Source organism: Halorhodospira halophila SL1 (assembly GCF_000015585.1).
Taxonomy (GTDB): domain Bacteria; phylum Pseudomonadota; class Gammaproteobacteria; order Nitrococcales; family Halorhodospiraceae; genus Halorhodospira; species Halorhodospira halophila.
Map to the genome: position 1 here is coordinate 1,035,941 of NC_008789.1, position 26,311 is coordinate 1,062,251.

A 26,311-nucleotide genomic window follows, 5' to 3' on the forward strand; every position below is an offset into this window, starting at 1 on the left:
GCGCTTATGGTAGCAAGGAGGCGACCATGGTCAACTATGACGCTATGCACTCAGTCAACAAGTGGATACGAAATGTTCCCCTTGCCCTCTACCCGCCGCGCTGTCGGCTGTGCGATGCCGCCGGCTCCGACGGTCTGGACCTGTGCCGTGGCTGTCGGGCCGATCTGCCGTGGAACACACCCTGTTGCCCGCAGTGCGCCTTGCCGACGGACGGCACCACGCCCTGCCCGTGCCGACAGCGGCCTCCGGCCTTCCAGCACGCCGTGGTACCGCTGCGCTACGAGGGGGCGGTGGAGAGCCTGATCACCGCCTTCAAGTTCCGCGGCCGGCTGGCCGACGGGCAGCTGCTGGGGGCGCTGCTCGCCGCCGCCCTGCGCCGGGACGCCACCCCTCTGCCCGAGGCCGTGGCCCCGGTACCGCTGCACGCCGGGCGGCTGCGCCAGCGCGGTTTCGATCAGACGGCGGAGCTGGCCCGGGCGCTACGCCACCAGCTCGGCCCCCTGCCCCTATGCCGGGGGCTGCGCCGGCGCCGCGGCGATGCCCGGCAGGCCACCCGGACCGCACAGGCCCGGCGCAGCGACATACGCGGCGCGTTTACCGCCCGCCGCGGCCCTCTCCCGGGGCACGTGGCGCTGCTCGACGATGTGGTGACCACCGGGGCGACCGCCGAGGAGGCGGCGCAGGCCCTGCGCGACGCCGGGGTCGGCCGGGTCGATCTGTGGGCGGTGGCGCGGACCCCGTAGCCGGTGCGTCTAGAGGTGGAGATCGGCCGCCAGGCCAGCGAAGACCACGCCGCCGAGCCAGGCGTTGTTGAGGAAGGCACGGAAGCAGTCCTGGCGCTCGCGGCGTCGGATCAGGTACTGCTGATAGGCGAACAGGCCGGCGGCCCCGGCCAATCCCAGGTAATAGGCCGTGCTGGCCTCCACGTGCAGGCCGACCTGCACCATCGCCAGCAGCATCAGCCCCTGCAGGATAGCGATCATCAGCCGGTCCAGGTCACCGAAGAGCACGGCCGTGGACTTGACGCCGATCTTGATGTCGTCGTCCCGATCGACCATGGCGTACATGGTGTCGTAGACGGTGGCCCAGAGCACGGTGGCGATCAGCAGCAGCCACGCCACCACCGGCACCGTTCCGGTCTGCGCGGCAAAGACCATGGGCACGGCCCAGCCGAAGGCCAGCCCCAGGTGGACCTGGGGCAGGTGGGTGTAGCGCTTGGTGAAGGGGTAGGTGGCCGCCAGCACCACGGCCACCAGGGACATCAGGATGGTCAGCGGGTTGGTCAGCAGGACCAGACCGAAGGCGAGCAGGCAGAGGACCACGAACAGGAGCAGCGCCTCGCGCTCGGAGACCCGGCCGGTGGCGAAGGGCCGCTGCCGGGTGCGCTTGACGTGGCCGTCGATGTGGCGATCGGCGAAGTCGTTGATGACGCAGCCAGCGGCCCGCATGACCACCACCCCGAGGGTAAAGATGACCAGCAGATCCAGATCGGGCACGCCGGCCGCCGCGATCCACAGCGCCCAGAGCACCGGCCAGAGCAGCAGGAAGTTGCCGATGGGCCGGTCGAGCCGCGCCAGCTGTGCATAAGTCCGCAAGCGCTCGCCAACCCGACCCGGGCCGGATGGCTCCCCGCTATGCACCTCACCGCTCACCCTCAACACCCTCCGGGAAAAAGACTTCGGTTACCAGCAGCCGCCGTCCGGCCACGGACAGCGTCGAGCGCCGCGCCCAGCCCCCGGCCGGCGATGGCAGGCCGTGGCCACGCAGCCAGCGGACCAGCGGCTCGCGGCCCCTGAGCCGCGCCACCGCAAGCGGGCCACGCTGCACATCGGCCGCCGAGAAGAGCAGTCGGCCCAGGGGGCGCTCGCCCAGCCGCGGCAGCCGCGCCAGCGGCCCGAGCAGACGATCCGGCACGATGCTGCGGGCGTAGATGGTCGGACCACCCTCGCAGTCGAGCACGACCTCCCGCAACCAGGCGTGTCGCCCCACCGGGAGCTCGAGGGCGACCCCCTCATCCGGGGCCGGTCGCTGCCAGGCCTCGCGCAGCACGTGGACGCGGACCGGCCCCAGACGCTCGAGACGCGCCGTCAACGAGCCGCGCTCGGTGAGCAACCGCTGCACCGCCGGCGCGGGCCGGCCCGGGACCACGGCCACCCCGGGCCGCCAGGCTGCTGCCTGGGGCTGCCAGGCGGCGTGTTCCCTCACCCCGTTTGCCACTGCGAATCCATCACCCGTCATTGCGGAACCGGTCACACCTGCCCATAGCGCTCGGCCTCGCCGACCCACCGACGGATCAGCTGCTCGGCGGTCCCCGGGGCCTGCTCGAGGAGTTCGGCCCCCACCTGCTGGACCGCCTCCAGCAGGTCCGCATCACGGCGCAGGTCGGCCACGCGCAGGCTCAGCGCCCCGGTTTGCCGGGTGCCCAGCAGCTCCCCGGGGCCGCGGATGTCCAGATCCCGCCGGGCGATGGCGAACCCATCGTCGGTCTCTCGCAACACGGCGAGCCGCTGCCGGGCGCTCTCGGACAGCGGCCCATGATACATGAGCACACAAGTCGACGCCGCGCGACCACGGCCCACCCGCCCGCGCAGCTGATGGAGCTGGGCCAGGCCGAGGCGCTCGGCGTTATCGATGACCATGAGACTGGCGTTAGGCACGTCGACCCCCACCTCGATCACCGTGGTGGCCACCAGCAGCGCCACCTCGCCCTGGGCGAAGGCCGCCATGGTGCGCTCCTTCTCCGCGGGGGACATGCGGCCGTGGACCAGGGCCACCCGGTGGGCATCGCCCACCGCCCGATCGAGTTCCGCGGCGGTATCCTCGGCAGCCTGGGCCTCGAGTTCGTCCGAGGCCTCGATCAGGGTGCAGACCCAGTACGCCTGGCGGCCCTCGTCGAGGGCGGCGCGGATGCGCGCGATGACCTCGGCGCGGCGCCGCTCGGCCACCACCACCGTCTTCACCGGGGTCCGCCCGGGGGGGCGCTCGTCGAGCGAGGAGACGTCCAGGTCGGCGTAGGCGGTCATGGCCAACGTCCGGGGGATGGGGGTGGCGGTCATGGTCAGCTGATGCGGCTCGGCGCCACCGCCCTTGTCCTTGAGCGCCAGGCGCTGGTGCACCCCGAAGCGGTGCTGCTCGTCCACCACCACCAGCCCCAGGCGGCGGAACTGCACCTCCTCCTGGAACAGCGCGTGGGTGCCCACGGCGATCCCGGCCCGCCCCTCGGCCAGGCGCTGACGCGCCGCCCGGCGCTCGGCCGCCGGGGCACCCCCGGAGAGCCAGGCGACCTCCACGCCCAGCGGCTGGAACCAGCCCTGCAGGCTGCGGCAGTGCTGCTCGGCGAGCAGCTCGGTGGGCGCCATCAGCGCCGCCTGGTAGCCACTGCCGACGGCGCGCGCGCAGGCCAGAGCCGCCACCACGGTCTTACCCGAGCCGACGTCGCCCTGGAGCAGGCGCAGCATCGGCATCGAGCGGGCCATGTCTTCAGCCAGCTCGCCATCCACCCGCTGCTGGGCACCCGTCAGCGCGAAGGGCAGGCTCTGCAGCAGACGCTGGGCCAGCGCCTCGCCCTGGTCCAAGGGCGGGGCGCCGGCCTCCGAGCGGAGCGCCTGGCGCCGGCGACGCAGGGTCAGGTGGTGGGCGAGGAGCTCCTCGCAGGCCACGCGGCGCACCGCGGGATGGGTGCCGGCGAGCAGGGTCTCGGTGTCGGCCTCCGGCGGCGGCCGGTGGACGGTCCGCAGCGCCTCGGCCAGGGACGGCCACTGCGGATCCACGCGAGCGGCATCGGGCAGGCACTCCGGGGCCGCCCCGGGGAGGAGGCTCAGGGCGGCGTCGACCAGCTTGCGCAGCTGCCCCTGGTGAAGGCCGTCGGTGCTGGCATAGACCGGGGTCAGGGCCTCCTCGCCGGGGCCGTCGGCGTCCCCGGGGGCCACCCGCTGGTGCTCCGGGTGGGCCATTTGCAGGCCGCCGTAGCCGGCCCGGACCTCGCCGAAACAGCGCAGCACCACGCCGCGGCTGAGGCGCTCGGCCTGGCGCGGATGGAAGTGGAAGAAGACCAGATCAAGCTGCCCGGTGCCGTCGCTAAGCCGGCACAACAGCCGCTTGCGCCGACCCCGTGCCACCTCGGACCACTCCACCCGCCCCTCGATCAGCACCCGCTCGCCCGGCTGCAGGCCGCCGATGGGCCGCAGTCGGGTGCGGTCCTCGTAGCGGATGGGGCGGTGCAGCAGCAGGTCGCCCACCGTGTGCAGGCCCAGCCGTGCCAGGCGTTCGGCCAGGCGCGGCCCGACGCCCGGCAGGCTGGTCAGCCGCCGCTGTGCCCCGTCCACGGCCGGGCTTCAGCCCTCCCGGGGCAGATAGAGGACGGCGTCCATCTCCACCGCGGCCCCCTTGGGCAACGCGGCGACGCCGATGGCTGCCCGCGAGGGGTAGGGCTCGGAGAGGTACTGCGTCATGACCTCGTTGACCAGCGCGAAGTGGCTCAGGTCGGTGAGGTAGATGGCGATGCGCACGGCGTCGGCCAGGCTGCCGCCGGCGGCCTCGGCCACGGCACCGAGGTTGTCGAAGACCCGGGCCACCTGGCTGTTCATGTCGGCACCCACCAGCTCGCCGGTCTGCGGGTCCAGCGGGATCTGCCCGGAGATGTAGACGAAGTCGCCGGCGCGCACCGCCTGGCTGTAGGGACCAATGGCGGCCGGGGCGGCGTCGGTGTGGATGATTTCTCGGGACATGCGCGATCTCTCTCCTTAGCCGTCTTTCTTGCGCACGATGCGCTGCACCGGGGGCATCGCCCGCAGATGGCGCACCACGGCCGCCAGGTGGCGGCGGTCACGAACCAGGATCAGGAAGCGGACGGTGGCGATCATGCCGTCGCGCTCCTCGATGGTCACGTTCTCGATGCTCGCCCCTTGCGCCGAGATCCCGTGGGCGAGCTGAGCCAGGGCGCCACGCTCGTTGACCACGTCGATGCCGATCAGGGTGGGGAACTCGGCATCGACGTCGGCCTCCCAGTCCACGTCCACCCAGCTCTCGGAACGCTTGCGCTGACTGGCCACGTTCTTGCAATCACGGTGGTGGATGACCACGCCACGACCGGTGCTGACGAAGCCGACGATCGGGTCGCCGGGGATCGGCCGGCAGCAGCGCGCGAAGGAGACCACCGTGCCCTCGTTGCCGCGGATGGTCAGGGTCCCGTGGGGCTCGGGCTCCTCGGGGCGCTCTTCCAGCTCGGCCTCGCCCTGCTCGAGACCACTGAGCTGCTGCGCCACCAGCCACGGCACCCGGTTGCCCAGACCGACATCGCGGAACAGGTCGTCGAGACTGGCGAGGCCCGTGCCGGCCAGGGCCTCGTCGACGCGCGCCGGGTCGAGGGCGTCGAGATCCACCGACAACGCCGAGAGGGCGCGCTCGACCATGCGCCGGCCGAGCTCGATGGCCTCGTCGTCGCGCAGCCGCTTGAGGGCGTGACGGATGGCGGTGCGCGCCTTGGCGGTCACCACGAAATCCAGCCAGACCGGATTGGGCCGCCCCACCGGGGCGGTGATGATCTCGACCATCTGCCCGCTCTGCAGCGGCGTACGCAGTGGCGTGAGGCGGTGGTCGACCTTGGCGGCGATGCAGGAGTTACCCACGTCAGAGTGGATGGCGTAGGCCAGATCCACCGGGGTGGCATTGCTCGGCAGCTCGAGGATGTCGCCCTTGGGGGTGAAGACGTAGATCTCGTCGGGGACCAGGTCGATCTTGACGCTCTCGATGAACTCCTCGGACGTGCCGACACTGCGCTGCATCTCAAGCAGGTCCTTGACCCACTGCCGGGCACGGACCTGGGCCGTGTTACCGCTCTCGCCGGCATCCTTATAGAACCAGTGGGCGGCGATGCCCGACTCGGCCACGGCGTGCATATCCCGGGTGCGGATCTGCGCCTCGAGGCGGATGCGATGCGGCCCGACCAGCGTGGTGTGCAGCGACTGGTAGCCGTTGGCCTTGGGGATGGCGATGTAGTCCTTGATGCGCCCCGGGCGCGGCTTGTAGAGCCCGTGCAGGATGCCGAGGACGCGGTAGCACTCGTCCACCGTGTCCACCACCACCCGGAAGCCGTAGACGTCGAAGACGTCGCGGAAGTTGAGCTGTTTCTGGGCCATCTTGCAGTAGATGGACCACAGATGCTTCTCACGCCCGACCACCTCGGCCTGGATCCCAGCCTGCTCCAGGCGGGTGCGCACCTGGTCGCAGACGGTGTCGAGGATCACCCCGCGCCGCCCCCGCTGGCGGGCGAGCTTCTCCTTGAGCGCCCGGTAGCGCAGCGGGTAGTGCGCGGCAAAGCCCAGGTCCTCGAGCTCGGTGCGCAGGCTGTTGATGCCCAGCCGCTGGGCGATGGGGGCGTAGATGTCGAGGGTCTCGCGGGCGATGCGGCGGCGCTTCTCCGGACGCATGATCCAGATCGTGCGCATGTTGTGGAGGCGGTCGGCGAGCTTGATGAGGATGACGCGGATGTCCTTGGCCATGGCCAGGATCATCTTGCGGAAGCTCTCCGCCTGGGCCTCTTCCTTGCTCTGGAAGTCGATGGCGCCGAGCTTGGAGACTCCGTCCACCAGCTCGGCCACCTGCTCGCCGAAGCGCTCGGCGATCCGCTCCTTGGCGGTGGGCGTATCCTCGATGACGTCGTGGAGCAGCGCGGCTACAACGGCCTCGGCATCCAGGCGCATCTCGGCGAGGATGCGGGCCACGGCGATCGGGTGGGTGATGTAGGGCTCGCCGGAGCGGCGCCGCTGCCCCTCGTGGGCGGCGGCGCTGAAACGGTAGGCGTCGTAGACCTGCTCGATCTGGTGGGGCTCGAGGTAGCGCTCGAGTAGCGCACAAACCTCCTGAACGCGCCGCTCCGGGTCGGAAGCCGACGCCGATTCACCGGCGTTGATGACACTCGCGGCGCGCGCCATACATTTCCCGGACCGGTCTCTCAGGTTGTCGGATCGGGATCGCCAGACCCCTGGGCGGTGCCGTCGGCCGCCTCGTCGAAGGCGCGCTCCTGGCTGGCGCCGGGATCCGGCTGCACCGGGCCGCCACCCACTTCGGCCTCGACGTCGGCGGTGCTGAAGCCGCCCAGACTCAGGCTATCCGCCGCGCTCTCTTCGGTGCTGGTCAGGATCTCCGAGGTGACGTGGCCAGCGGCGATCTCGCGCAGCGCCACCACGGTCGGCTTGTCGTTCTCCCAATCGACCAGCGGCTCGATGCCCTTGGCCAGCTGACGCGCGCGCTTGGCGCCGGCGAGCACGAGCTCGAAGCGGTTGTCTACGTTGTCCAGGCAATCTTCTACGGTGACGCGAGCCATCGCGCTCCTCCAGACACAATTCAGCAGTTTGACATGTTATTTTAGCGCGTTGCCGCCGTGCGAGGAAGGTGCACTGCCCCCGGAACCCGGATCCGGCGGGCCGGGGAGCAGCTCGAGCAGCAGGGTATCGAGCATCTCGTAGCCGGCGGCGCTGGCCCGAATCCGCCCGCCACGCCACTCCAGCCAGCCGCCGGCACACAGGGGCGCCAGCCAGTCGCGCAATGCCGGCAGGCTGCAGCCACTGCGCGCCACCGCCAGTCGTTCCGGAAGCCCCTCACGCAGGCGCAGCCCGTTGAGCAGGACCTCAAAGGCCTGCTCCGACGGTGTCAGCTCAATACACTCAGCCTCGACCCGGGCGCTGCCGACGGCGGCCATCCAGGCCCGCGGCGAGCGGCGCTGGCGGGTGCGCAGCACCCGGCCGTCGGCGCCGGTCCGCTTGCCGGCCGCCCCGGCGCCCAGGCCCAGGTAGTCGCCGAAGGTCCAGTAACCGAGATTGTGGACGCTGCGCTGCCCGGGGCGGGCGAAGGCCGAGACCTCGTAACGCTCCAGACCGGCCTGCGCCAGCCGCTGCCGGCACACCGCCTCCATCTCCAGCACCGTCTCCTCGTCGGGCAGACCCGGAGGTGGGCGGCGCCCAAAGGGCGTCTCCGGCTCGATGGTCAGCTGATAATGGCTGACGTGGTCGGCCCCCAGCGCGATGACTCCGGCCACGTCGGCCTCGGCCCCGGTGACCCCCTGCCCGGGCAGGCCGTACATGACGTCGGCGTTGATACCGCGGAACCCGACGGCATACGCCTCAGCCACGGCCTCGCGCGCGGCGACGGCGTCGTGGATCCGCCCCAGGCGGGCCAGCAGCGTGTCGTCCAGGCTCTGCACCCCCAGGGACAGACGGGTCACCCCGGCCTGCCGGAACCCCCGCAGCCGCGCGTTCTCGCTGGCGCCTGGGTTGGCCTCCAGGGTGATCTCTGCCCCCGACTCCAGGCCCAGCACCGCGTCCAGGGTGTCGAGCAGCTCGCCGATCGGACCGGGCGGGAAGAGACTCGGTGTGCCGCCCCCGATGAAGACGCTAGTCACGCGGCGCCCGAGCGCCGCCGGGGCCTGGCGGCGCAGCTCGCGCCCCAGGGCGTCCACGTAGGCCCGGGCGGGGAGCTCTCCGCGCAGGGCGTGGGCGTTGAAGTCGCAGTAGCCGCAGCGCTGCAGACACCAGGGCAGATGGATATAGACCGCCAGCGGCGGCAGCTGCGCCCCGGCGCCGAGGCTCATGGGCGCCGCCGGGTCACCCGGCCACCTCGGCGGCGATCCCCTGAATCAGCGCGCGCAGCGCCTGCCCGCGGTGGCTGCGTGCGTCCTTAGCGGGCGCATCCAGCTCGGCGGCGGTCTGCCCGAGTTCGGGATCCTCGAACACCGGATCATAGCCGAAGCCGTGATGGCCACGCGGCGTCTCGACGATACGCCCCGTCCAGCTACCGTGGGCGATCACCGGCGCCGGATCGGCGGCGTGGCGCAGGTAGACCATAACGCAGTGGAAGGTGCCGCGCCGGTCGCCCTGCCCGCGCTCGCTCAGCTCGGCGAGCAGGCGCTCGATGTTGGCGGCGTCGCCCGCATCGCTGCCGGCGTAGCGCGCCGAGTAGATGCCGGGCTCGCCGCCGAGCGCCGGAACGGCCAGCCCCGAGTCGTCGGCGACCGCGGGCAGGCCGCTGCGCTCGGCGCAGTGGCGCGCCTTGATCAACGCATTCTCGACGAAGGTCAGCCCGGTCTCCGCGGGCGAGTCGATGCCCAGGTGCCCCTGCCTGACCACCTCGGCGTCGTAGCCCTGGAGCATGCGGGTCATCTCGGCAAGCTTGCCGGCATTCCCGGTGGCCAGCACGATCTTCATGTCGCCAATGCCTCCTGCTGATGCTGCAACAGCTCACCCACGCCCTTCTCGGCCAGGGCCAGCATCCGATCGAGTTCATCGCGCCGGAAGGCGTGCCCCTCGGCGGTGCCCTGCAGCTCGATGAAGGCGCCGGCGTCGTTCATCACCACGTTCATGTCGGTCTCCGCCTCGCCGTCCTCGGCATAGTCCAGGTCGAGCACCGGCTCACCGCGGTAGACCCCCACGGAGACCGACGCCACCTGACCGTGGAGGGGCGACGCCGGCAGCGCGCGCTGGCGCACCAGCCCTTCCAGGGCGTCGGTCAGGGCCACGAAGGCACCGGTGATCGCCGCCGTCCGGGTCCCGCCATCGGCCTGCAGCACGTCGCAGTCGACCACCACGCTACGCTCGCCCAGGGCCTGCAGATCGACGGCGGCGCGCAGGGAGCGGCCGATCAGCCGCTGGATCTCGACAGTCCGCCCTTGCTGCTTGCCGCGGGCCGCCTCGCGGTCGCTGCGGGTGTGGGTCGAGCGTGGCAACATGCCGTACTCGGCGGTCACCCAGCCCCGGCCCTGGCCGCGCAGCCAGGGGGGCACGCGCGCCTCGACGCTGGCCGTGCACAGCACGCGCGTATCGCCAAAGCCGATGAGCACCGAGCCCTCGGCGTGTTTGGTGAACTGGCGCTGGATGGAGATCGGGCGTAGCTCGTCGGCCCGTCGACCGCTTGGGCGCATAGTGCCTCCTGCATTCGGGGCGGCGTGCTCGCCGCCCCCGGGGTGGTGAGTATGGACGTGACAGCCCAGGTAATGGATTATACGGGTTGGGGTTTCTGTGGCGCTGCGCTCCTGCCGCCAGGGTGGCGCACCGCACCGGCGCTGGAAAGCCGGGGAGGCGCGCGCCTGTGTCTGCCGCCCAAGGAGCGTCCCATGCGCATCAACGAACCCGTTACGCAGCGCAGGGTGGCTGTCCCCCGAGGCGCCACCATCCTCTCGACCACCGACCCGAAGGGGCGGATCACCTACGTCAACGAGGAGTTCGAGCGGATCAGCGGCTACCGCCACGATGAGCTCATCGGACAACCGCACAACCTGATTCGCCACCCGGACATGCCGCGCACGGCATTCTACGAGATGTGGGCCACGCTGCAATCCGGACGCTCCTGGATGGGCCTGGTCAAGAACCGCTGCAAGAACGGCGACCACTACTGGGTCCACGCCTACGCGACCCCGATTCTCGACGCCCGGGGAACCATCGTCGAGATCCAGTCGGTCCGCACCGCACCCCCCTCCGAGGCGGCGGTGGAACGCGCGGCGGCCACCTACGCCAAGGTCCGCGCCAGCGAACCGGACAAGGGCGAGGTTGGTCCGGTGCCGCGCCCGGGGCGCCGCTTCGGACTGCGCGAACGGCTGCTCGCCCTGCTCCTGCCGGCGCCTGTGGCCGCGGTGGTGGCCAGCACCGCCGGACTGGGCACCGCGGGCCTGGCGCTGGTCACCCTGACCGCCACGGCACTGGCCGCCGGCGGTGCCGTCTACCTGTGGCGCCCCCTGAACGCCGCGGTGGAAGAGGCCCGGCTGCTGATCGACGACCCGCTAGCCGAACAGCTCTACACCAACCGTCGGGACGAAGCCGGCCGCCTGCGGCTGGCCATGCTCCAGCTGCAGACCGAGATGAGCGCCGTGCCCAAGCGTCTGGCCAGCGTCACCGAGCAGCTGCAGACGGTCCGCAACCAGGCCGGCGAGGCCATCGGCGAGGCGCGCAGTCAGGCCCAGCGGCAGACGTCCGAGACCCAGCAGGTGGCCACCGCCATGGAGGAGATGTCCCAGAGCGTCCAGGAGGTGGCCCGCAACGCCTCCATGGGGGCCGAGACCAGCGAGCAGGCGCAGACCCAGACCCACCACGGCATGCAAACGGTGCAGCAGAGCGCCGACGCCGTCCGCGAACTGGTCGAGCGGGTGCGCGGCTCCGCGGAGATCACCCATCAGCTGGCCCAGGAGACCGACCGCATCGGTGCGGCCCTGGACCTGATCCAGCAGATCACCGAGCAGACCAACCTGCTGGCGCTCAACGCGGCCATCGAGGCAGCCCGCGCCGGCGAGGTCGGCCGCGGCTTCTCGGTGGTGGCCGAGGAGGTCCGGGTCCTCGCCGACCGCACCTCGTCCTCGACCAAGGAGATCAAGGCGATCATCGACTCCCTGCAGGAGGGCACCGAGCGCGCGGTGGCCGCCATGAACGAGAGCAGCGAGCGCGCCGAGCACACCCTCAACCTCTCCGACGAGGCCCGCGGGGCACTCGAGGCGATCAACGAGGCGGTCTCCTCCATGCAGGAGATGAGCATACAGATCGCCAGCGCCACCGAGGAGCAGAGTGCCACCGCCGGGGAGGTGAACCGCAATATCAACAACATCGACCAGCTCGCCCAGCAGGTGCAGGAGTGCACCGACCGCGCCGGCGACCGGATGGAGACCCTGACGGAAGAGATCGACCACGCCGCACGCCTGGTGCGCCGCTTTGCCGACCAGCAATAACCACCGGCGGCGTGCCCTGGCGTGAACACCGCGCGAGCCAGTAGCATCTGGCTCCTATCCCGCTGGCCGGAGAGCGCACCCTTGATCCACAGCATGACCGCCTTTGAACGACGCGAGGCCCCGGGTGACTGGGGCGGCCGCACCGGCCGCCTGACCTGGGAGCTGCGCTCGGTCAATCACCGCTACCTGGAGGTCCACCCCCGGTTACCCGAGGAGCTGCGCGCCATCGAGCCGGGGGTACGCGAGCGGGCCCGTCAACGGCTCGGCCGCGGCAAGCTGGAGTGCACGCTGCGCTTCACCCTGGAGGAGGGCGGCCAGACCGGGCTGAGCGTGGACTGGCAGCGGGTCGAGGAGCTGGCGCAGATCACCGCGGAGATCGGCGCGCGCTTCGGCGACGCGGCCCGGCCGGCGTCCACGGCGGAGATCCTGCGCTTCCCCGGCGTACTCGGCGAGGCCGCGGTGGACCTCGGACCGGTGCGCGATGCCGCGCTCGCCCTGTTCGACGATGCCCTGGAGGGGCTGCGCGATACCCGGCAGCGCGAGGGCGAGCAGCTGGCCGCACACCTACGTGCCCGGGCTGAGGAGGCCCGGGACATCGTCGGGCAGCTCGGCGAGCAGCGCACCACGATCAACGAGCGCATCCGCCAGCGGCTCACCGCGCGCCTGGATGAGCTTGCGGAGCCCGCCGACCCCGGACGCCTGGAACAGGAGCTGGCCTACATCGCCCAGCGCCAGGATATCGACGAGGAGCTGGAGCGCCTCGGCACCCATCTCCAGGAGGTGCTGCGCCTGCTGGAGGCCACCGAACCGGTCGGCCGACGCCTCGACTTCCTCATGCAGGAACTCAACCGGGAGGCCAATACCGTCGCCTCGAAGTCGGGCCACGTGGCCACCAGCAACGCCGCCCTCGACCTCAAGGTCCTGATCGAACAGATGCGCGAACAGGTGCAGAATGTCGAGTGATCCCACCGCCCCCCGCGGCACCCTCTTCATCGTCTCGGCGCCCTCCGGCGCCGGCAAGACCAGCCTGGTCCGGGCCCTGCTCGAGCAGATCCCCGGCCTGGAGCTGTCGGTATCGAGCACCACGCGCCCGCCACGCCCCGGCGAGCGCGACGGCGTGGACTACCACTTCCTGGACGAGGCGCGGTTCCTGGAGCGGATCGAGTCGGGACGTTTCCTGGAGTACGCACGGGTCTTCGACAACCTCTACGGCACCTCTCAGGACGCCGTCGAGGCGCGCCTGGACGCCGGCGCGGACGTGATCCTGGAGATCGACTGGCAGGGGGCTCAACAGGTCCGCCGGGTCCTGCCCGAGGCGGTATCGGTGTTCATCCTGCCACCTTCCCGGGAGGAGCTGCATCGGCGTCTGAGCGAGCGCGGCCAGGACAGCGCCGAGGTGATCGAGCGCCGGCTGGCCGAGGCCGTGGACGAAATGGCCCACTTCAGTGAGTACGACTACCTGGTGATCAACGACGATTTCACCCGGGCGCTGGGCGAACTGGGCACATTGATCGGTGCGCAGCGGCTGGCCTGCCGCCGTCAGCAATGCCTCCACGCCGATCGGCTAGCCGAGCTTCTGGCGCGCTAAGCGGCCGCGGGGGCACGGGGCCCAGCCGGCGGCGACATCGGGCGCGCTACCCCCGATCCGCGCGCAGCCGCACGACGATGTCCACGCCGGCGATCTGCTTACCTTCCGGGACCTGGACCTTGCGGCGGACCTCGTGCTCATCCACCTCCAGGTGGACGTCCTCGATCTTGCCGCTGTCCTCGTCGTAGAGGTGGTGGTGGGCCTCGGTCTTGGTGTCGAAGTAGGACTTGCCGGAGTGCACGATGACTTCGCGCAGCAGGCCGGCTTCCTTGAACTGGTTGAGGGTGTTGTAGACGGTGGCCAGCGAGACCTTGACCCCTTGCGCCGCGGCCTCCTCGTACAGGGATTCGGCGGTCACGTGGCGGTCCTCACCGGAGAACAAAAGTCCGGCCAGGGCCAGCCGCTGCTGGGTCGGGCGCAGCCCCACCGAGCGCAGATAGCCGGCACCCTGCCCTTCGCTGAGGATCGAATTGTCTCGGGTTTCCGTCATTTCAGATCCTTGCCCGCTGGCGACTGTGCGCAAAAACACAGAATTAGTCTAATGCAAAGCCGGCGCCCCGCTCAACCTCCCACCCCGTCTTCCCAACTGCGGCGAAAAGGTCGAGACTAGGCGCCCATGGATGCCGCAGCCTGGATAGTCGCCGCCGCCAGCGTGCTCGCCGCGGTCGTCGGTCCGGTGGCCGCCGTGCACGCCCTGCTGACCAAGCGCGAGCCCCAGGTGGCAGCGGCGTGGATGGCCGTGTGTATCATCTTCCCCGTCGGCGGCGCCCTCTTCTACTACGTCTTCGGCATCAACCGCGTCGAGACCCGGGCCCGCAAGCTGGTGGCCGAGGAGCGCATCCCGCCCAGCCCCGGCCCGTCGATGGAGACCCACAGCCCGTCGCTGGGGCCCGAGTACGCGGAGCAGATCCGCATCTCGGATGCCGTCACCGGACGGCCGCTGGAGTACGGCAACCGGGTCCAGTCGCTGCACAACGGCGAGCAGGCCTACCCGACCATGCTCGAGGCCATCGACGCCGCACAGCAGACCGTCTACCTGAGCACCTACATCTTCGAGACCAACACCAGCGGACGACAGTTCATCCGCGCCCTCACCGCCGCCCACCGCCGCGGCGTGGAGGTGCGGGTGCTCATCGACGGGGTGGGCGAGTTCTACTCCTGGCCCCGGGCCAGCCGGCTACTGCGCCGGACCGGAGTCCCGGTGGCCCGCTTCCTGCCACCGCGGCTATTGCCACCCCAACTCTCGATCAACCTGCGCAACCACCGCAAGCTTCTGGTGATCGATGGCCAGACCGGATTCACCGGCGGCATGAACCTCGGCGACCGCCACTTGCTTCAGTCCGACCGCGAGCACCGCGTGGCGGACATCCACTTCCTGGTCGACGGCCCGGTGGTGCACCAGATGGAGCAGGTCTTCCTGGAGGACTGGGCGTTCACCACCGGCGAGGCCCGCGCCGCATCGCCGCCCGGCAAGCCCCACGTCGATGGCGCCCTGAGCCGGATCATCACCGACGGCCCCAATGAGGACCTGGACCGCCTGGTGATGACGCTGATCGGCGCCCTATCCGCGGCCCGCGAGGAGATCTGGCTCGTCACCCCGTATTTTTTACCCATGCGCTCGTTGATGACCGCCCTGGAGGCCGCAGCGCTGCGCGGGGTGGAGGTCAACGTTCTGCTGCCCGCGCGAAACAACCTGCCCTTCGTCCACTGGGCCACGCGGCATATGCTCGGCGAGCTGATCCATTGGGGGGTGAACATCTATTACCAGCCCCCGCCCTTCGCCCACACCAAGCTGTTCGTCGTCGACCGACGCTACGCCCAAGTCGGCTCGGCGAACATGGACCCGCGCAGCCTGCGGCTGAACTTCGAGCTCAACGCCGAGTTCTACGACCGCGCCATTGCCGGCGAGATGGCTGCCGACTGCCAGCGCATCCGTGCCCACTCGCGCCGGATCAGCGAGGAGGAATTGCGCCAGCGCCCGCCCCTGGAGCGCGTTCGCGACGCTGCCTGCTGGCTCGCGTCACCCTACCTGTAGGGGCATAATGCCGGCCATGTCCAAAACCTCAGCACACCCGCTGGCCGAAGCACTGCGCGCCCGCCTGGGCGCCGCGGACGTGCTGACCGAGCCGGCGCGGATCGCCCCCTACATGACCGAGCAGCGCGGCCAGTTCCCCGGCCAGGGGCGCTTGGTGGCCCGTCCCGCCGACACCGACGAAGTCGCGGCTACCGTGACCCTATGCCGTCAACACGGGGCCACCGTGGTGGCGCAGTCCGGGAACACCGGTACCGTCGGCGGCGGCTCCCCCCGGCACGGTGACGAGGTCGTGTTGAGCCTGGAGCGAATGCAGCGCATCCGCAGCCTCGACGCCGACGACGGCCTGCTGATTGCCGAGGCCGGCTGCACCCTGGCCGATCTGCAGGAGGCCGCCGCCGCGGCCCAGCGCTTTTTCCCGCTGAGCCTGGCCTCCGAGGCGCAGTGCCGGATCGGCGGCAACCTGGCGACCAACGCCGGTGGGCTGAATGTGCTGCGCTACGGCAACGCCCGCAACCTCACCCTGGGCCTGGAGGTTGTCCTGGCCGACGGCCGCGTCTGGAGCGACCTGCGCGGGCTGCGCAAGGACAACAGCGGCTACGACCTGCGCGACCTGTTCATCGGCTCCGAGGGAACACTGGGCATCATCACCGCCGCCGCCCTGCGATTACTGCCGCCGCCGCGCAGCCGCCGTGTGGCGCTGCTCGCCCTGCCCCGTCTGGAGCCCGCCCTAGCGCTGGTGCGGACAGCGCAGGCCGAGAGCGGCGACGCGGTGGTCGGCGCCGAGCTGATGAGCGCCGAGGCCCTGGGCATGGGGCAACGGCTCGATGACACCCCGGAGAACCCACTGCCGGGGTCGCCCTGGTACCTGCTGCTGGAGCTGGCCACCGCCGACCCGCGGGCGGACCTGGACGAGGCCTTGGCCGCGGCGCTGGAGCCGGCGGAGGCCGCCGGCGATCTGGCCGACGCCCTGCTCGCCCCCACCGAGGCCGCCGCCGAGCGGCTGTGGCGACTGCGTACGGCCATCCCGGACGGCCAGAAGCGCGCCGGGGCGAGCATCAAGCACGACATCTCGGTACGCCCCGGCTATATCGCCGCCTTCGTCCCCGAGGCCCTGGCGGCGGTGACTGAGCTGGACCCGGCGGTACGCCCCTGCATCTTCGGCCACGTGGGCGACGGCAACCTGCACTTCAACCTAAGCCAGCCGGAACACGCCCCGCCGGAGGCCTTCCAGGCCCGGGCCGGGACCTTCCACCGGGCGGTGCACGATGTGGTCCGACGGTTCGGCGGCTCGGTGGCCGCCGAGCACGGCGTCGGCCAGCTCAAGCGCGACGAGGTCGCGCGCTGCGCCGACCCCGTAGGCCTGGAGCTGATGCACCGGATCAAACACGCCCTGGACCCCGAGAACCTACTCAACCCGGGCAAGGGCGCAGCCGCCGCTCACGCGGCGAGCGCGGCCCCCCCTGGCAGCGGAGCCCCCTCATGAGACGGAGCGTGCTGCACTGGACCCTGCTGCTGGCCCTGTTCCCGCTGCTCGGCGCCTGCGCCACCACCGACAACCCCAACGACGACGGCGCCGAGGATGAGTGGGCCGCCGAGGACGACGGCTGGAATGAGTACGACGACTGGGACCAGGGCACCTGGGACCCCCTGGAGGGCTACAACCGCCGGGTACACGCCTTCAACGATGCCGCCGACCGCTACGTGCTCCGCCCCGTGGCCGTGGCCTATCGGGACAACGTGCCGCGCGGGGTGCGCCGCCCGCTCGGCAACTTCGTCGACAATCTGCGGGAGCCCTTCCACGCCGGCAACTACTTCCTGCAGGGCCGCGGTAGCGACGGCACGCGCAGCATCACCCGATTTGCCATCAACTCGACCATCGGCGTGCTCGGCCTGTTCGACGTCGCCGGCGCCGCCGGCCTGGAGTCCAAGCGCACCGACCTGGGCCTGACCCTGGGTCACTGGGGCGCCCCCGAGGGCCCCTACCTGGTCCTGCCCCTGCTCGGCCCGAGCAACGCCCGAGACAGCAGCGGCCTGACTGTGCAGTACTTCAGCCGCCATTACCATAGCCCGACTCACTGGACCGACATCCCCTCTCCCGAGCGCTACGCCGCCCCGATCCTGGCGGGGATCGACACCCGCGTCGACCTGCTCGCCCTCGACGAGCTCATGGCCGAAACCGGCACCGACCCCTATATCTTCATGCGCGAGTCGTACCTGCAGAACCGGCGCGAGCGCCTGGGCGAGGACGACTGGGATGAGTGGGACGACTGGGACGACGATGAGGAGTGGGACAACGGCGATTGGGACGAGGACGACGAGTGGGAGAATGACAACGGATGGGAAAACGGCGACTGGGACGAGGGTGAAGAGGACGACGACAACTGACCGGGCCAGCTCAAGTCGACATGCACAGGCGCCGCTAAACTGAACAGGGGGTAACCAGCCCGGCCTCGTGCCGAAGGAGGGCGCCGTGTTCAATGTACCGCCAATCCGGGATACCCAGCGCAACACCCGGCTCAAGCAGTTGGAGGGGATCGCCGAGATCCAGCCGGTGGCCCCGTATCCGCGCATCGAGGCGATCGGTCACTCCGGCGATGAGACCGAGCGACCGGATGCGGTGGACGAGCGCCTGCGCAGCGGCCAGCGCGCCCGCGCCCGCCGGGCGCGCACCGGCGATGACGATCACCAGGTGGACGAATACGCCTAGTCGTAGACCTGCCCACCGCTGAGGAAGTTGCCCAGCAGCCCGCTGATCCGCGGGAAGACCCGGTCGAAGCGCAGCTCCCAGTAGCCGTCGGCGGCTTGCTCCAGGCTGCGGACGGTGGTGTGGATCTGGCTCTGCGGCACCCGGCGCAGATGCTCGGCAAACCGCTCGGCATTGGCCCGGTGGCGGAAGCGGCTGCAGAAGTGGTGGGCCACTTTGTGGGTCTCGCGGTGCTCGCGGGCGGCATTCAGCAGGGGATCGATGAGCGCCGCGCCGAGTTCGGCGCGCAGCGTTTCGCGGTCCAGTTCCGGCGACTCCTCCAGGATCAGCACCAGGCGCATCAGCCGATTGGTGAAGTACTCCGGGGGCAGATCGAGCAGCGCATCCCCCATGGCACCGAGGTCCTGAACCACCGAGGCGGGGGTGACGTACTTGGCCCGCTTGCGCCGATCCCCCTCCTCCTTAAGCACCACCCCCTCCACGCCGCGCGCGTCGAGCCCGGCGATCAACTCGCGCAGGGCCCCGGCCTGATCGACAGTAAACCGGCCGTGATACGGCACCTCTGGCAGTCCGTGCTCCTGGAGCAACGCGCGGCGCTCCTCGACCGCCATGAACTCGGCGTGGTCCCAGCGCATCAGATCGAAGACCAGCAGCGCTACGTCCTCGTGGATCTCCGGCGGATGCCCCTCCAGGTACGGGTTCCCCGGCCCCGCCACTTCAGCGCAGAGCACCAGATCCGGCTCGGCCTGAAAGACGGCGGGGTCGATGAGATCGGGCAACCGGTCCGTGGTGAAGGGGCAGACGAAACCGCCGCGCGAGAAGGCGAGATCCTGGCCGCGATGGCGGACCAGGCGAACGTTGAAGCCGTCGATCTTCTCCTCGGCGTGGAACGGGGCCCGGAAGTGCTGCGCCAGGCCCTGCTCCAGGTTCAGCACACGACCGATGGAGGGGTAGCCGGGCACGGCGCGCCCGTCGAGGAAGACGGTCCCCCGCGGCCAGCCGGAGAAGCCGTCGGTGAGCCGGACGTAATCCAGCCCGGCGTAGTGCTCGTGCCGCGCCTTGTTGCGGGCCAGCGCGTCCTCGACCAGCGAAGCCTCGGGCATGGCGCCCCCTTCCCTACGACTGCTGCAGGAGACCCTGCACGGTCCGGCGCACCCCGTCCCGGTCCAGGCCATGCTCGGCCAGGATGTCATTGCGCGCCCCGTGGTGCACAGGGGCGTCCGGCAGCCCCAGGTGGGTGATCGGGGTATGCACGCCGATGCTGGACAGGTACTCGGCAACACCGCTGCCGGCGCCGCCGGCGATGACGTTCTCCTCCAGCGTCACCAGGTGGCGACACTCGCCGGCCAGCCGGCGCAGCAGGGCCTCATCCAGCGGCTTGACGAAGCGCATGTTCACCACCGTGGCGTCAAGCTCTTCGCCAACGGCCTCGGCCACCGGGAGCAGGGCACCGAAGGCGAGCAGGGCCACCCCACTGCCGCCCTCTCGGCGCACCTCGGCCTGTCCCACAGGCAGGGGTTCCATGTCGTCGGGCAGGGCCTCGCCGGGACCGGTCCCGCGCGGGTAGCGCACCGCCGAGGCGCCCTCGAGCACCAGCCCCGTGGCGAGCATCCGCCAGCACTCCGCCTCGTCGGCCGGGGCCATGACGGTGAGATCCGGGATGCAGCGCAGGTAGCTGAGGTCGTAGGTGCCCTGGTGGGTGGCCCCATCGGCGCCGACGATGCCCGCCCGATCCACGGCGAAGAGCACCGGCAGGCGCTGCAGGGCGACGTCGTGGATGACCTGGTCGTAACCACGCTGCAGGAAGGTGGAGTAGATAGCCACCACCGGGCGCGCGCCCTCGCAGGCCAGCCCGGCAGCCAGGGTGACAGCGTGCTGCTCGGCGATGCCGACATCGAAGAAGCGTTCGGGGAAGCGCCGGGCGTACTCCACCAGTCCCGAGCCCTCGCGCATCGCCGGAGTGATGGCCACCACCCGCTCGTCGGTGCAGGCAGCCCGGCAGATCCAGCGACTGAAGACATCGGTGTAGTTGAGCTTGGCCGGTGTGCCCTTGGTGAGCCCGCGGGCCGGGTCGAAGCAGCTCACCCCGTGGTAGGAGATGGGGTCTTCCTCGGCCGGGGCGTACCCCTTGCCCTTGCGGGTAACCACGTGGAGCAGCCGCGGACCGGGCTGATCACGGAGGTTGCGCAGGACGCGTACCAGCCCCTCGACGTTGTGCCCGTCCACCGGGCCGAAGTAGTGGAAGCCCAGTTCCTCGAAGAGCGTGGCCGGAGCCAGCAGCCCCTTCACATGGCCTTCGGTGCGCCGGGCCAACTCGTGAATCGGCGGCAGATAGCGGAGCATGTCCCGGGCACCGCGGCGCAACTGCCCCGCCAACGGCTCGGAGAGCAACCGGGTCAGGTAGTTGGAAAGGGCGCCGACGTTCTCCGAGATGGACATCTCGTTGTCGTTGAGCACCACCAGCAGATCGGCCTTCACGTCGCCGGCGTGGTTGAGTGCCTCCAGTGCCTCGCCGGCGCTGAGCCCACCGTCGCCGATGATCGCGGCGCACCGCCGGTGTTCGCCGCCGGCGCGCTCGGCCAGCGCCATGCCTAGGGCGGCGCTGATGCTCGTCGAGGAGTGGCCGACCCCGAAGGCGTCGTAGGGACTCTCGTCGCGTACGGGGAAACCGGCGGGACCGCCGGCCTGGCGGATGCGGGGCAGCTGGCTGCGCCGGCCGGTCAGGACCTTGTGGGCGTAGCACTGGTGGCCAACGTCCCATACGAGCCGATCGCGGGGGGTATCCAGGGCGTAGTGCAGCGCCAGGGTCAGCTCCACGGCCCCGAGCCCGGCAGCGAGGTGCCCCCCGCTCTGCGAGACGCTCTCGACCAGATAGTCGCGCATCTCCTGGGCCACGGCCGGCAATCGCTCCAGCGGCAGGCGCCGCAGATCCTCCGGATCGTCGATGGCCGACAGCAATACCTTGTCCTCGTCGTGCGTTCCCATGGTCATCGGGGCATGATAGCCGATTCAGGCGCGGCCTGGACTAGGGTCGGCGTCGAAGTGCCTCGCCCATCGCCCGGCCCTAAGGGCGGACGGCCCGGGCTAGGATGTAGTCCAGCCCGGCGTAGAGCCGCTCAGCCTCCATACGCCGCGCCCAGCGGGCCGGCAGACGGGCCATCGGATGGAGCCGCTCGAGGGTCTCCGGGTGGGCCTGCAGCCAGGCGTGCAGCGGCGCATAGACGTCCTCGCGGATCGAACGCACGTGCACGTCCACAAACCCGGCCGCGGTCAGATACCCCGGATAGGCGAGCCGGGTGTAGCGGTTGGCCTCGGGGATGGCAAAACGACTGGCGACCAGCCACCACGACAGGCGCTGGCGCAGTCGCTCGGCAACCCGGGCGGCGCGCGGCAGCGGCACGATGTCCGCGGTGACCAGGCGACCACCGGGGCGCAGGACCCGGTAGGCCTCGGCGAAGAACTCGGCCCGGGTCTGGAAGTGGAAGGCGGACTCCAGGGCCACCACGCAGTCGACCGAGGCGTCCTCCAGCGGCATGGCGGTGGCCGATCCCTCGTGGAGCTCGATCTGCCCCTCCAGCCCGACCTCGGCTAGGCGCTCGCGGGCCACTGCCACCTGGGAGGCGGTGATATTCAGGCCGATGATCCGCTGCGGCTGGTGGATCCGCGCCCAGAGCAGATCCTGATCGGCGAAGCCGAACCCGACATCGAGCACCGTATCCTCGGGACCCATGCCGGCCGTATCGGCGACCAGCCGCGCCAGCGCCGCGCTGGCCGCGTCCAGGTCTTCTTCCCCGGTCCAGTAGCCCAGGTTGAGGTAGAGACCTTCGGCGGTGATGGCGCCGGTACCCAGCAGATCGTAGACCGCCTGGGCGTCACGCCGCTGAAACGGATTGAACAACCAGTCGAGATAGCTGAGGGCACGACCGCCAGTGCCGCGGCGATCCGGTGAAGTGGGTACTGGGGGCATACGGGGCTCACGGACGGGTGGATACAGGACTCATCTTAAGGAGATGAGCAGCCCTTAGCGCCCCAGTTTCAGTAAGGGATTAGCTTAGCGACGAACACCCGCGTCGCGGGCAACGGAGACCGGACGGGTCGCGGAGAGGCACAGGAGAATGGACTGGTGGCTATGGGTGGAGTCGAACCACCGACCTTCGCATTATGAGTGCGACGCTCTAACCAGCTGAGCTACATAGCCACAAGGCAACGCGTATTCTCCGAGCCCGCGCAGGTCGTGTCAAGGCTGCAGCCGCCGTGTGCCGGGGCCCTTGGTACGCCGCGCCGAGTCGGTCAGAATACGAACCGGGGCACTCGGAGTTTTCAACGCTCCGGGCGCCGAGGCCCAATCGTAATCAACGACCTGGAGGGAGATCCCGCATCCATGCAGATTCAGATCAATCCTGGCGCCGGTGTACACATCTCCGACGCGCTGGAAGAGAGTATTCGTGAGGCACTGGGCGCAGTCGACCGGCGCTTCGGAGAGCAGTTGACCCGCATCGAGGTGCACTTCCAGGACATCAATGGCCCGAAGGGCGGAGTCAACAAGCACTGCCGCATCGAGGCCCGTCCCCGCGGCCTGGACCCGGTGCTGGCCGAGAACACCGCGGATGATGCCTACGACGCGGCCCGCGGCGCGGCCAAGAAGCTTGAGCGTGTGCTCGACGGCCGACTGGGCAAGCTGGCCGATAAGCAGCGCAAGAGCGACAAGAACGCGGAGCGGCCGGAGTGAGCCCCGCGGGCGCGGTGGGCAGCCTCCACCGCGCCCGCCCGCCGCCTTGGGCAGGCGACGGCGTCAGACGTTGAAGCGAAAGTGCACCACGTCCCCCTCGGCGAGGACGTACTCCTTCCCCTCCAGCCGCCAGCGGCCAGCATCCTTGGCCCCCTGCTCACCGCTGTGGGCGATGTAGTCGTCGTAAGAGACGACTTCCGCGCGGATGAACCCGCGCTGCATGTCGGTGTGGATACGCCCCGCGGCCTCGGGGGCCGTAGCGCCCTGGCGGACGGTCCAGGCGCGGGCCTCCTTCTCGCCGGCGGTGAAGAACGTCTGCAGGCCGAGCAGATCGTAGCCGGCGCGGATCACCCGGTTGAGCCCGGGCTCCTCCAGACCGTACTCCGCAAGGAACTCGTCGCGCTCCTCGTCGTCCAGCACGGCCAGTTCGGCCTCAATGGCCGCACAGACCGGCACCACTTGCGCCCCCTCGCTTTCGGCCAGCGCCTGCACATCGGCCAGCAGCGGGTTGTCGCTGAACCCGTCCTCAGCCACGTTGGCGATATACATCAGCGGCTTGAGGGTAATCAGGTGGTAACCCTGAAGCTGCCGGCACTCCTCCTCGCTGAACCCCTGGGTGCGCAGCGGCTCACCCTCGTCCAGCGCCTGCCGGGCGCGCTCGAGCAGGTCGCGAAGCCGCACCGCCTCCTTGTCACCGCTCTTGGCAGCCCGCTCCTGGCGCGTCAGGGCACGGGAGACGGTGTCCAGATCGGCCAGCGCCAACTCGGTGTGGATGGTCTCGGCGTCGGCCCGTGGGTCGACCCGCCCCTCCACGTGGTGCACGTCCTCACTCTCGAAGCAGCGCAGAACCATGGCGACGGCATCGGTCTCGCGGATATGGGCCAGGAACTGGTTGCCCAGGCCTTCGCCCTTGGAGGCGCCGGAGACCAGGCCGGCGATGTCCACGAACTCCATGGTTGTGGGGATGGTGCGCTCAGGGCGCACCAGCTCCGCCAGCCGGTAGAGCCGCGGGTCGGGGACGGCGACGATGCCGACGTTCGGGTCGATGGTGCAGAACGGATAGTTCTCCGCTGGGATGTCGTTCTGGGTCAGGGCGTTGAACAGCGTCGATTTACCGACGTTGGGGAGCCCGACAATGCCGCAGTTAAAGCCCATGGCGCGATCCTGAAAGAGGTTGGGTGGCTGGACGGTGGCGCCGCAATCCGGCGCGCCGGCCCGCGTCGGCTAGGCGTGGAGCTGCTGGCAGGCGCGGTCCCACTCCCCGGCAAGCAGCCGCGGTATCTGGTCGGCCGCGTCGTCAATGGCCCGCTCAAGCTGGCGCAGCTCATCGGGGGACGGACGGGAGAGGACGTGCGGGACCACCTGATCCTTGTGCCCCGGGTGGCCGACGCCGAGGCGCAGCCGGGCGAAATCGGGGGTACCGAGGGTCGACTGGATATGGCGCAGGCCGTTGTGCCCGCCGTGCCCGCCGCCGCGCTTGAGGCGGACGCTGCCCGGGGGCAGGTCGATCTCGTCGTGGGCGACCAGGATCGCCTCGGGCGGGATCTTGAAGAAGTTCGCCAGCGCGCCGACTGCCTGGCCACTGTGGTTCATGTAAGTCATCGGCTTGACCAGCCGACAGTCGTAGCCATCGATGAGCACACGGGCACAGTCGCCGCGGAACTTGGGCTCCTCCCGCAGCTCACCGCCGTAGCGCCGGACCAGCTCATCAACAAGCCAGAACCCGGCATTGTGCCGGGTTCCCGCGTACTTGCTGCCAGGGTTGCCGAGGCCGGCGATGAGCCGGAAATGACCTTCCCGGCCGGCCACTTCGGCGTTACTCGGACTCGGAGGACTCGGCCTCGTCGTCGCTGCTGGCACCTCGCGTCTTACGAGTTGCCTGAACCGAGACCACAGGCGCATCGTACTCCTCGCCCTGTTGCAGAGCCGCCGACTGGACCCCTTCGGGGAGGGTCAGCTCGCTGATGTGGACCGCCTGACCGACCTTGAGGCTGGACACGTCGACATCGATGAACGGCGGCAGGTCCTTGGGCAGGCAGACCACCTCGAGATCGAGCAGGTCGTGGTGCAGCACGCCGCCCTTCTTCACGCCCGGGGACTGCTCCTCGCCGTGAACGTGCAGCGGCACGTGCACGGTGATCGGCTGATCCTCACGCACGCGCTGGAGGTCGATGTGCTGGACCAGCGGCTTGAACGGGTGGCGCTGCAGATCCTTGACGATGGCCTGCTCGGTCTCGGAGCCCATCTGGACCTTCAGGATCGTGGAGAAGAAGGCCTCCTCCTCGAGCAGCCGGTAGAGCTGATCGTTCTCGAGCGCCACCGGTTGCGGCTCTTTGCCGGCACCGTAAACGACACCCGGGACGCGCCGGGCACGACGCAGACGGCGCATGGCGCCGCGGCCGGTCTCCGTGCGCGGATGCGCGTCGAGCCTCATTTCCACCGTCATGATTGGTTCCACTCCTGGTTGGGAATCACTCTACGAAGAGCTCGCTCACCGACTCGTCATTGCTGACCCGACGCATCGTCTCGGCGAGGATCTCCGCGATACTCAGTTGTCGAATCTTCGGGCACGCGGCCGCTTGCTCGCCGAGCGGGATGCTGTCACTGACCACCAGCTCGTCGAGCTCGGAGGCCGCGATCTTGTCCACTGCGCTGCCCGAGAGCACCGGGTGGGTGATGTACGCGACCACCTTGCGTGCGCCCCGCTCCTTAAGGGCCCCGGCAGCCTGGCAGAGGGTGCCGGCGGTATCCACGATGTCGTCGACGATGATGCAGGTCTTGTCCTGGACATCGCCGATGATGTTCATGATCGAGGACTCGTTGGGCCGCGGACGGCGCTTGTCGATGATGGCCAGCTCGGCATCGTCGAGCCGCTTGGCCACCGCCCGCGCCCGCACCACGCCGCCGACGTCCGGCGAGACCACGACCTTGCGTGGATAGAGCTGCCGCCAGATGTCGCCGAGCAGGATCGGCGAGGCGTACACGTTGTCCACGGGGATGTTGAAGAAGCCCTGGATCTGGTCGGCGTGCAGATCGACTGTCACCACCCGGTCGTAGCCGGCGGCCTGCATCATGTCGGCCACCAGCTTGGCCGAGATGGGCACGCGCTGGGACCGCGGCCGCCGGTCCTGCCGGGCATAGCCGAAGTAGGGGATCACCGCCGTGACGCGCGCTGCCGAGGAACGGCGCAGCGCATCAACGATGGCCAGCAATTCCATGAGGTTGTCGTTGGCCGGCTGGCAGGTGGACTGGACCACGAACACGTCTTTGCCGCGAACGTGCTCGTTGACCTCCACCATGATCTCGTCGTCGCTGAAGCGACCGACCACCGCATGCCCCAGGCGGATCTTCAGATGGGCAGCAATGGCCTCGGCCAGTTGCGGGTTGGAGTTCCCCGCAAAGACCATCATGGGTCCGTTTACTTGCACGGCTAGACGTCCACCTTACAACTCGGCGTGTAGCGGATATGGCTGGGGCGGCAGGATTCGAACCTGCGAATCCCGGTACCAAAAACCGGTGCCTTACCGCTTGGCTACGCCCCAGTTGTTGAC

The 26,311-nt window shown here is 70.0% G+C and carries 26 protein-coding genes and 2 tRNA genes; 9 read left to right on the forward strand and 19 right to left on the reverse strand.

What is annotated here, in order from left to right; genetic code table 11:
* The first annotated feature begins 26 nt into the window (after nt 1-26).
* Nucleotides 27-743, forward strand: a complete 717-nt coding sequence (locus HHAL_RS04915; protein ID WP_011813763.1) for a ComF family protein — start codon at nt 27-29, stop codon at nt 741-743.
* A 9-nt stretch (nt 744-752) separates the two neighbouring features.
* On the opposite strand, the gene ubiA is transcribed toward HHAL_RS04915, so the two are convergent.
* Genes ubiA through rph form a run of 9 tightly spaced genes read right to left on the reverse strand, consistent with a single transcriptional unit; the run spans nt 753 to nt 9,913 of the window.
* Nucleotides 753-1,640, reverse strand: a complete 888-nt coding sequence (gene ubiA, locus HHAL_RS04920) for a 4-hydroxybenzoate octaprenyltransferase (RefSeq protein WP_041595413.1) — start codon at nt 1,638-1,640, stop codon at nt 753-755.
* Between the two features lies 1 nt (nt 1,641).
* Nucleotides 1,642-2,217, reverse strand: coding sequence for a chorismate--pyruvate lyase family protein (locus HHAL_RS04925; protein ID WP_049751456.1), 576 nt, complete (start codon nt 2,215-2,217; stop codon nt 1,642-1,644).
* Nucleotides 2,218-2,249: 32 nt separating this feature from the next.
* On the reverse strand, nt 2,250-4,325 hold the full coding sequence (gene recG, locus HHAL_RS04930) for an ATP-dependent DNA helicase RecG (protein ID WP_011813766.1): 2,076 nt from the start codon (nt 4,323-4,325) through the stop codon (nt 2,250-2,252).
* A 9-nt stretch (nt 4,326-4,334) separates the two neighbouring features.
* Entirely contained in the window at nt 4,335-4,727 is a 393-nt protein-coding gene (locus tag HHAL_RS04935) for a RidA family protein (RefSeq protein WP_011813767.1), read from the reverse strand.
* 15 nt (nt 4,728-4,742) lie between these two features.
* Entirely contained in the window at nt 4,743-6,932 is a 2,190-nt protein-coding gene (gene spoT / locus HHAL_RS04940; protein ID WP_011813768.1) for a bifunctional GTP diphosphokinase/guanosine-3',5'-bis pyrophosphate 3'-pyrophosphohydrolase, read from the reverse strand.
* 20 nt (nt 6,933-6,952) lie between these two features.
* A complete protein-coding gene (gene rpoZ, locus HHAL_RS04945; RefSeq protein WP_011813769.1) occupies nt 6,953-7,324 on the reverse strand; it encodes a DNA-directed RNA polymerase subunit omega in 372 nt (123 codons plus the stop codon).
* A 36-nt stretch (nt 7,325-7,360) separates the two neighbouring features.
* Nucleotides 7,361-8,587 (reverse strand): radical SAM family heme chaperone HemW, encoded by a 1,227-nt coding sequence (hemW, locus tag HHAL_RS04950; protein ID WP_011813770.1) that lies wholly within the window; start codon nt 8,585-8,587, stop codon nt 7,361-7,363.
* Nucleotides 8,588-8,600: 13 nt separating this feature from the next.
* Nucleotides 8,601-9,200, reverse strand: coding sequence for an RdgB/HAM1 family non-canonical purine NTP pyrophosphatase (gene rdgB / locus HHAL_RS04955; RefSeq protein WP_011813771.1), 600 nt, complete (start codon nt 9,198-9,200; stop codon nt 8,601-8,603).
* The gene (gene rph / locus HHAL_RS04960; protein WP_011813772.1) at nt 9,197-9,913 is read right to left on the reverse strand and encodes a ribonuclease PH; all 717 of its coding nucleotides are present in this window, start codon (nt 9,911-9,913) and stop codon (nt 9,197-9,199) included. Before rph ends, rdgB begins: the two co-directional genes overlap by 4 nt.
* A gap of 192 nt (nt 9,914-10,105) precedes the next feature.
* Here rph and HHAL_RS04965 point away from each other — a divergent pair, with 192 nt between their 5' ends.
* The 3 genes from HHAL_RS04965 (at nt 10,106) to gmk (ending at nt 13,292) form a co-directional block, all read left to right on the forward strand.
* Nucleotides 10,106-11,704 carry a methyl-accepting chemotaxis protein gene (locus HHAL_RS04965; protein WP_011813773.1) on the forward strand — a complete coding sequence of 533 codons (1,599 nt, stop codon included), beginning with the start codon at nt 10,106-10,108 and terminating at the stop codon, nt 11,702-11,704.
* An 81-nt stretch (nt 11,705-11,785) separates the two neighbouring features.
* On the forward strand, nt 11,786-12,667 hold the full coding sequence (locus HHAL_RS04970) for a YicC/YloC family endoribonuclease (protein WP_011813774.1): 882 nt from the start codon (nt 11,786-11,788) through the stop codon (nt 12,665-12,667).
* A complete protein-coding gene (gmk, locus tag HHAL_RS04975; RefSeq protein WP_011813775.1) occupies nt 12,657-13,292 on the forward strand; it encodes a guanylate kinase in 636 nt (211 codons plus the stop codon). Before HHAL_RS04970 ends, gmk begins: the two co-directional genes overlap by 11 nt.
* 46 nt (nt 13,293-13,338) lie before the next feature.
* Here gmk and irrA read toward each other — a convergent pair whose 3' ends face one another.
* Nucleotides 13,339-13,782 (reverse strand): iron response transcriptional regulator IrrA, encoded by a 444-nt coding sequence (gene irrA, locus HHAL_RS04980; protein ID WP_011813776.1) that lies wholly within the window; start codon nt 13,780-13,782, stop codon nt 13,339-13,341.
* Nucleotides 13,783-13,908: 126 nt separating this feature from the next.
* On the opposite strand from irrA, the gene HHAL_RS04985 reads away from it, so the two are divergent.
* The 4 genes from HHAL_RS04985 (at nt 13,909) to HHAL_RS05000 (ending at nt 18,034) form a co-directional block, all read left to right on the forward strand.
* A complete protein-coding gene (locus tag HHAL_RS04985) occupies nt 13,909-15,327 on the forward strand; it encodes a phospholipase D-like domain-containing protein (protein WP_011813777.1) in 1,419 nt (472 codons plus the stop codon).
* 16 nt (nt 15,328-15,343) lie between these two features.
* The gene (locus HHAL_RS04990; protein ID WP_041595415.1) at nt 15,344-16,810 is read left to right on the forward strand and encodes an FAD-binding oxidoreductase; all 1,467 of its coding nucleotides are present in this window, start codon (nt 15,344-15,346) and stop codon (nt 16,808-16,810) included.
* Entirely contained in the window at nt 16,807-17,712 is a 906-nt protein-coding gene (locus tag HHAL_RS04995) for an MlaA family lipoprotein (protein ID WP_011813779.1), read from the forward strand. The genes HHAL_RS04990 and HHAL_RS04995 overlap by 4 nt, the downstream gene beginning before the upstream one ends.
* An 85-nt stretch (nt 17,713-17,797) precedes the next feature.
* Entirely contained in the window at nt 17,798-18,034 is a 237-nt protein-coding gene (locus HHAL_RS05000; protein WP_011813780.1) for a hypothetical protein, read from the forward strand.
* On the opposite strand, the gene HHAL_RS05005 is transcribed toward HHAL_RS05000, so the two are convergent.
* The 4 genes from HHAL_RS05005 to HHAL_RS05020 form a co-directional block, all read right to left on the reverse strand.
* Nucleotides 18,031-19,134: an RNA ligase gene (locus HHAL_RS05005; RefSeq protein WP_011813781.1), complete on the reverse strand. Its 1,104-nt coding sequence runs from the start codon at nt 19,132-19,134 to the stop codon at nt 18,031-18,033. The two genes, HHAL_RS05000 and HHAL_RS05005, sit on opposite strands and share 4 nt — an antisense overlap.
* A 13-nt stretch (nt 19,135-19,147) precedes the next feature.
* Nucleotides 19,148-21,016, reverse strand: coding sequence for a 1-deoxy-D-xylulose-5-phosphate synthase (dxs, locus tag HHAL_RS05010; RefSeq protein WP_041595417.1), 1,869 nt, complete (start codon nt 21,014-21,016; stop codon nt 19,148-19,150).
* A gap of 79 nt (nt 21,017-21,095) precedes the next feature.
* Nucleotides 21,096-21,998, reverse strand: a complete 903-nt coding sequence (locus HHAL_RS05015; protein ID WP_011813783.1) for a class I SAM-dependent methyltransferase — start codon at nt 21,996-21,998, stop codon at nt 21,096-21,098.
* A 154-nt stretch (nt 21,999-22,152) separates the two neighbouring features.
* Nucleotides 22,153-22,229, reverse strand: a tRNA-Met gene (locus tag HHAL_RS05020).
* Nucleotides 22,230-22,412: 183 nt separating this feature from the next.
* On the opposite strand from HHAL_RS05020, the gene HHAL_RS05025 reads away from it, so the two are divergent.
* Nucleotides 22,413-22,760 carry an HPF/RaiA family ribosome-associated protein gene (locus tag HHAL_RS05025; protein WP_011813784.1) on the forward strand — a complete coding sequence of 116 codons (348 nt, stop codon included), beginning with the start codon at nt 22,413-22,415 and terminating at the stop codon, nt 22,758-22,760.
* Between the two features lie 63 nt (nt 22,761-22,823).
* Here the strand turns inward: HHAL_RS05025 and ychF are convergent, their stop codons facing one another.
* The 5 genes from ychF to HHAL_RS05050 all read right to left on the reverse strand — a co-directional run bounded on the left by ychF (nt 22,824) and on the right by HHAL_RS05050 (nt 26,302).
* Nucleotides 22,824-23,915, reverse strand: coding sequence for a redox-regulated ATPase YchF (gene ychF / locus HHAL_RS05030; protein ID WP_011813785.1), 1,092 nt, complete (start codon nt 23,913-23,915; stop codon nt 22,824-22,826).
* 69 nt (nt 23,916-23,984) lie between these two features.
* Complete coding sequence (pth, locus tag HHAL_RS05035) at nt 23,985-24,569, reverse strand: aminoacyl-tRNA hydrolase (RefSeq protein WP_011813786.1); 585 nt, start codon at nt 24,567-24,569, stop codon at nt 23,985-23,987.
* A 7-nt stretch (nt 24,570-24,576) separates the two neighbouring features.
* Complete coding sequence (locus HHAL_RS05040) at nt 24,577-25,206, reverse strand: 50S ribosomal protein L25/general stress protein Ctc (protein WP_011813787.1); 630 nt, start codon at nt 25,204-25,206, stop codon at nt 24,577-24,579.
* A 25-nt stretch (nt 25,207-25,231) separates the two neighbouring features.
* Nucleotides 25,232-26,170, reverse strand: a complete 939-nt coding sequence (locus HHAL_RS05045) for a ribose-phosphate diphosphokinase (protein ID WP_041595063.1) — start codon at nt 26,168-26,170, stop codon at nt 25,232-25,234.
* 57 nt (nt 26,171-26,227) lie between these two features.
* Nucleotides 26,228-26,302, reverse strand: a tRNA-Gln gene (locus HHAL_RS05050).
* Nucleotides 26,303-26,311: the final 9 nt, after the last annotated feature.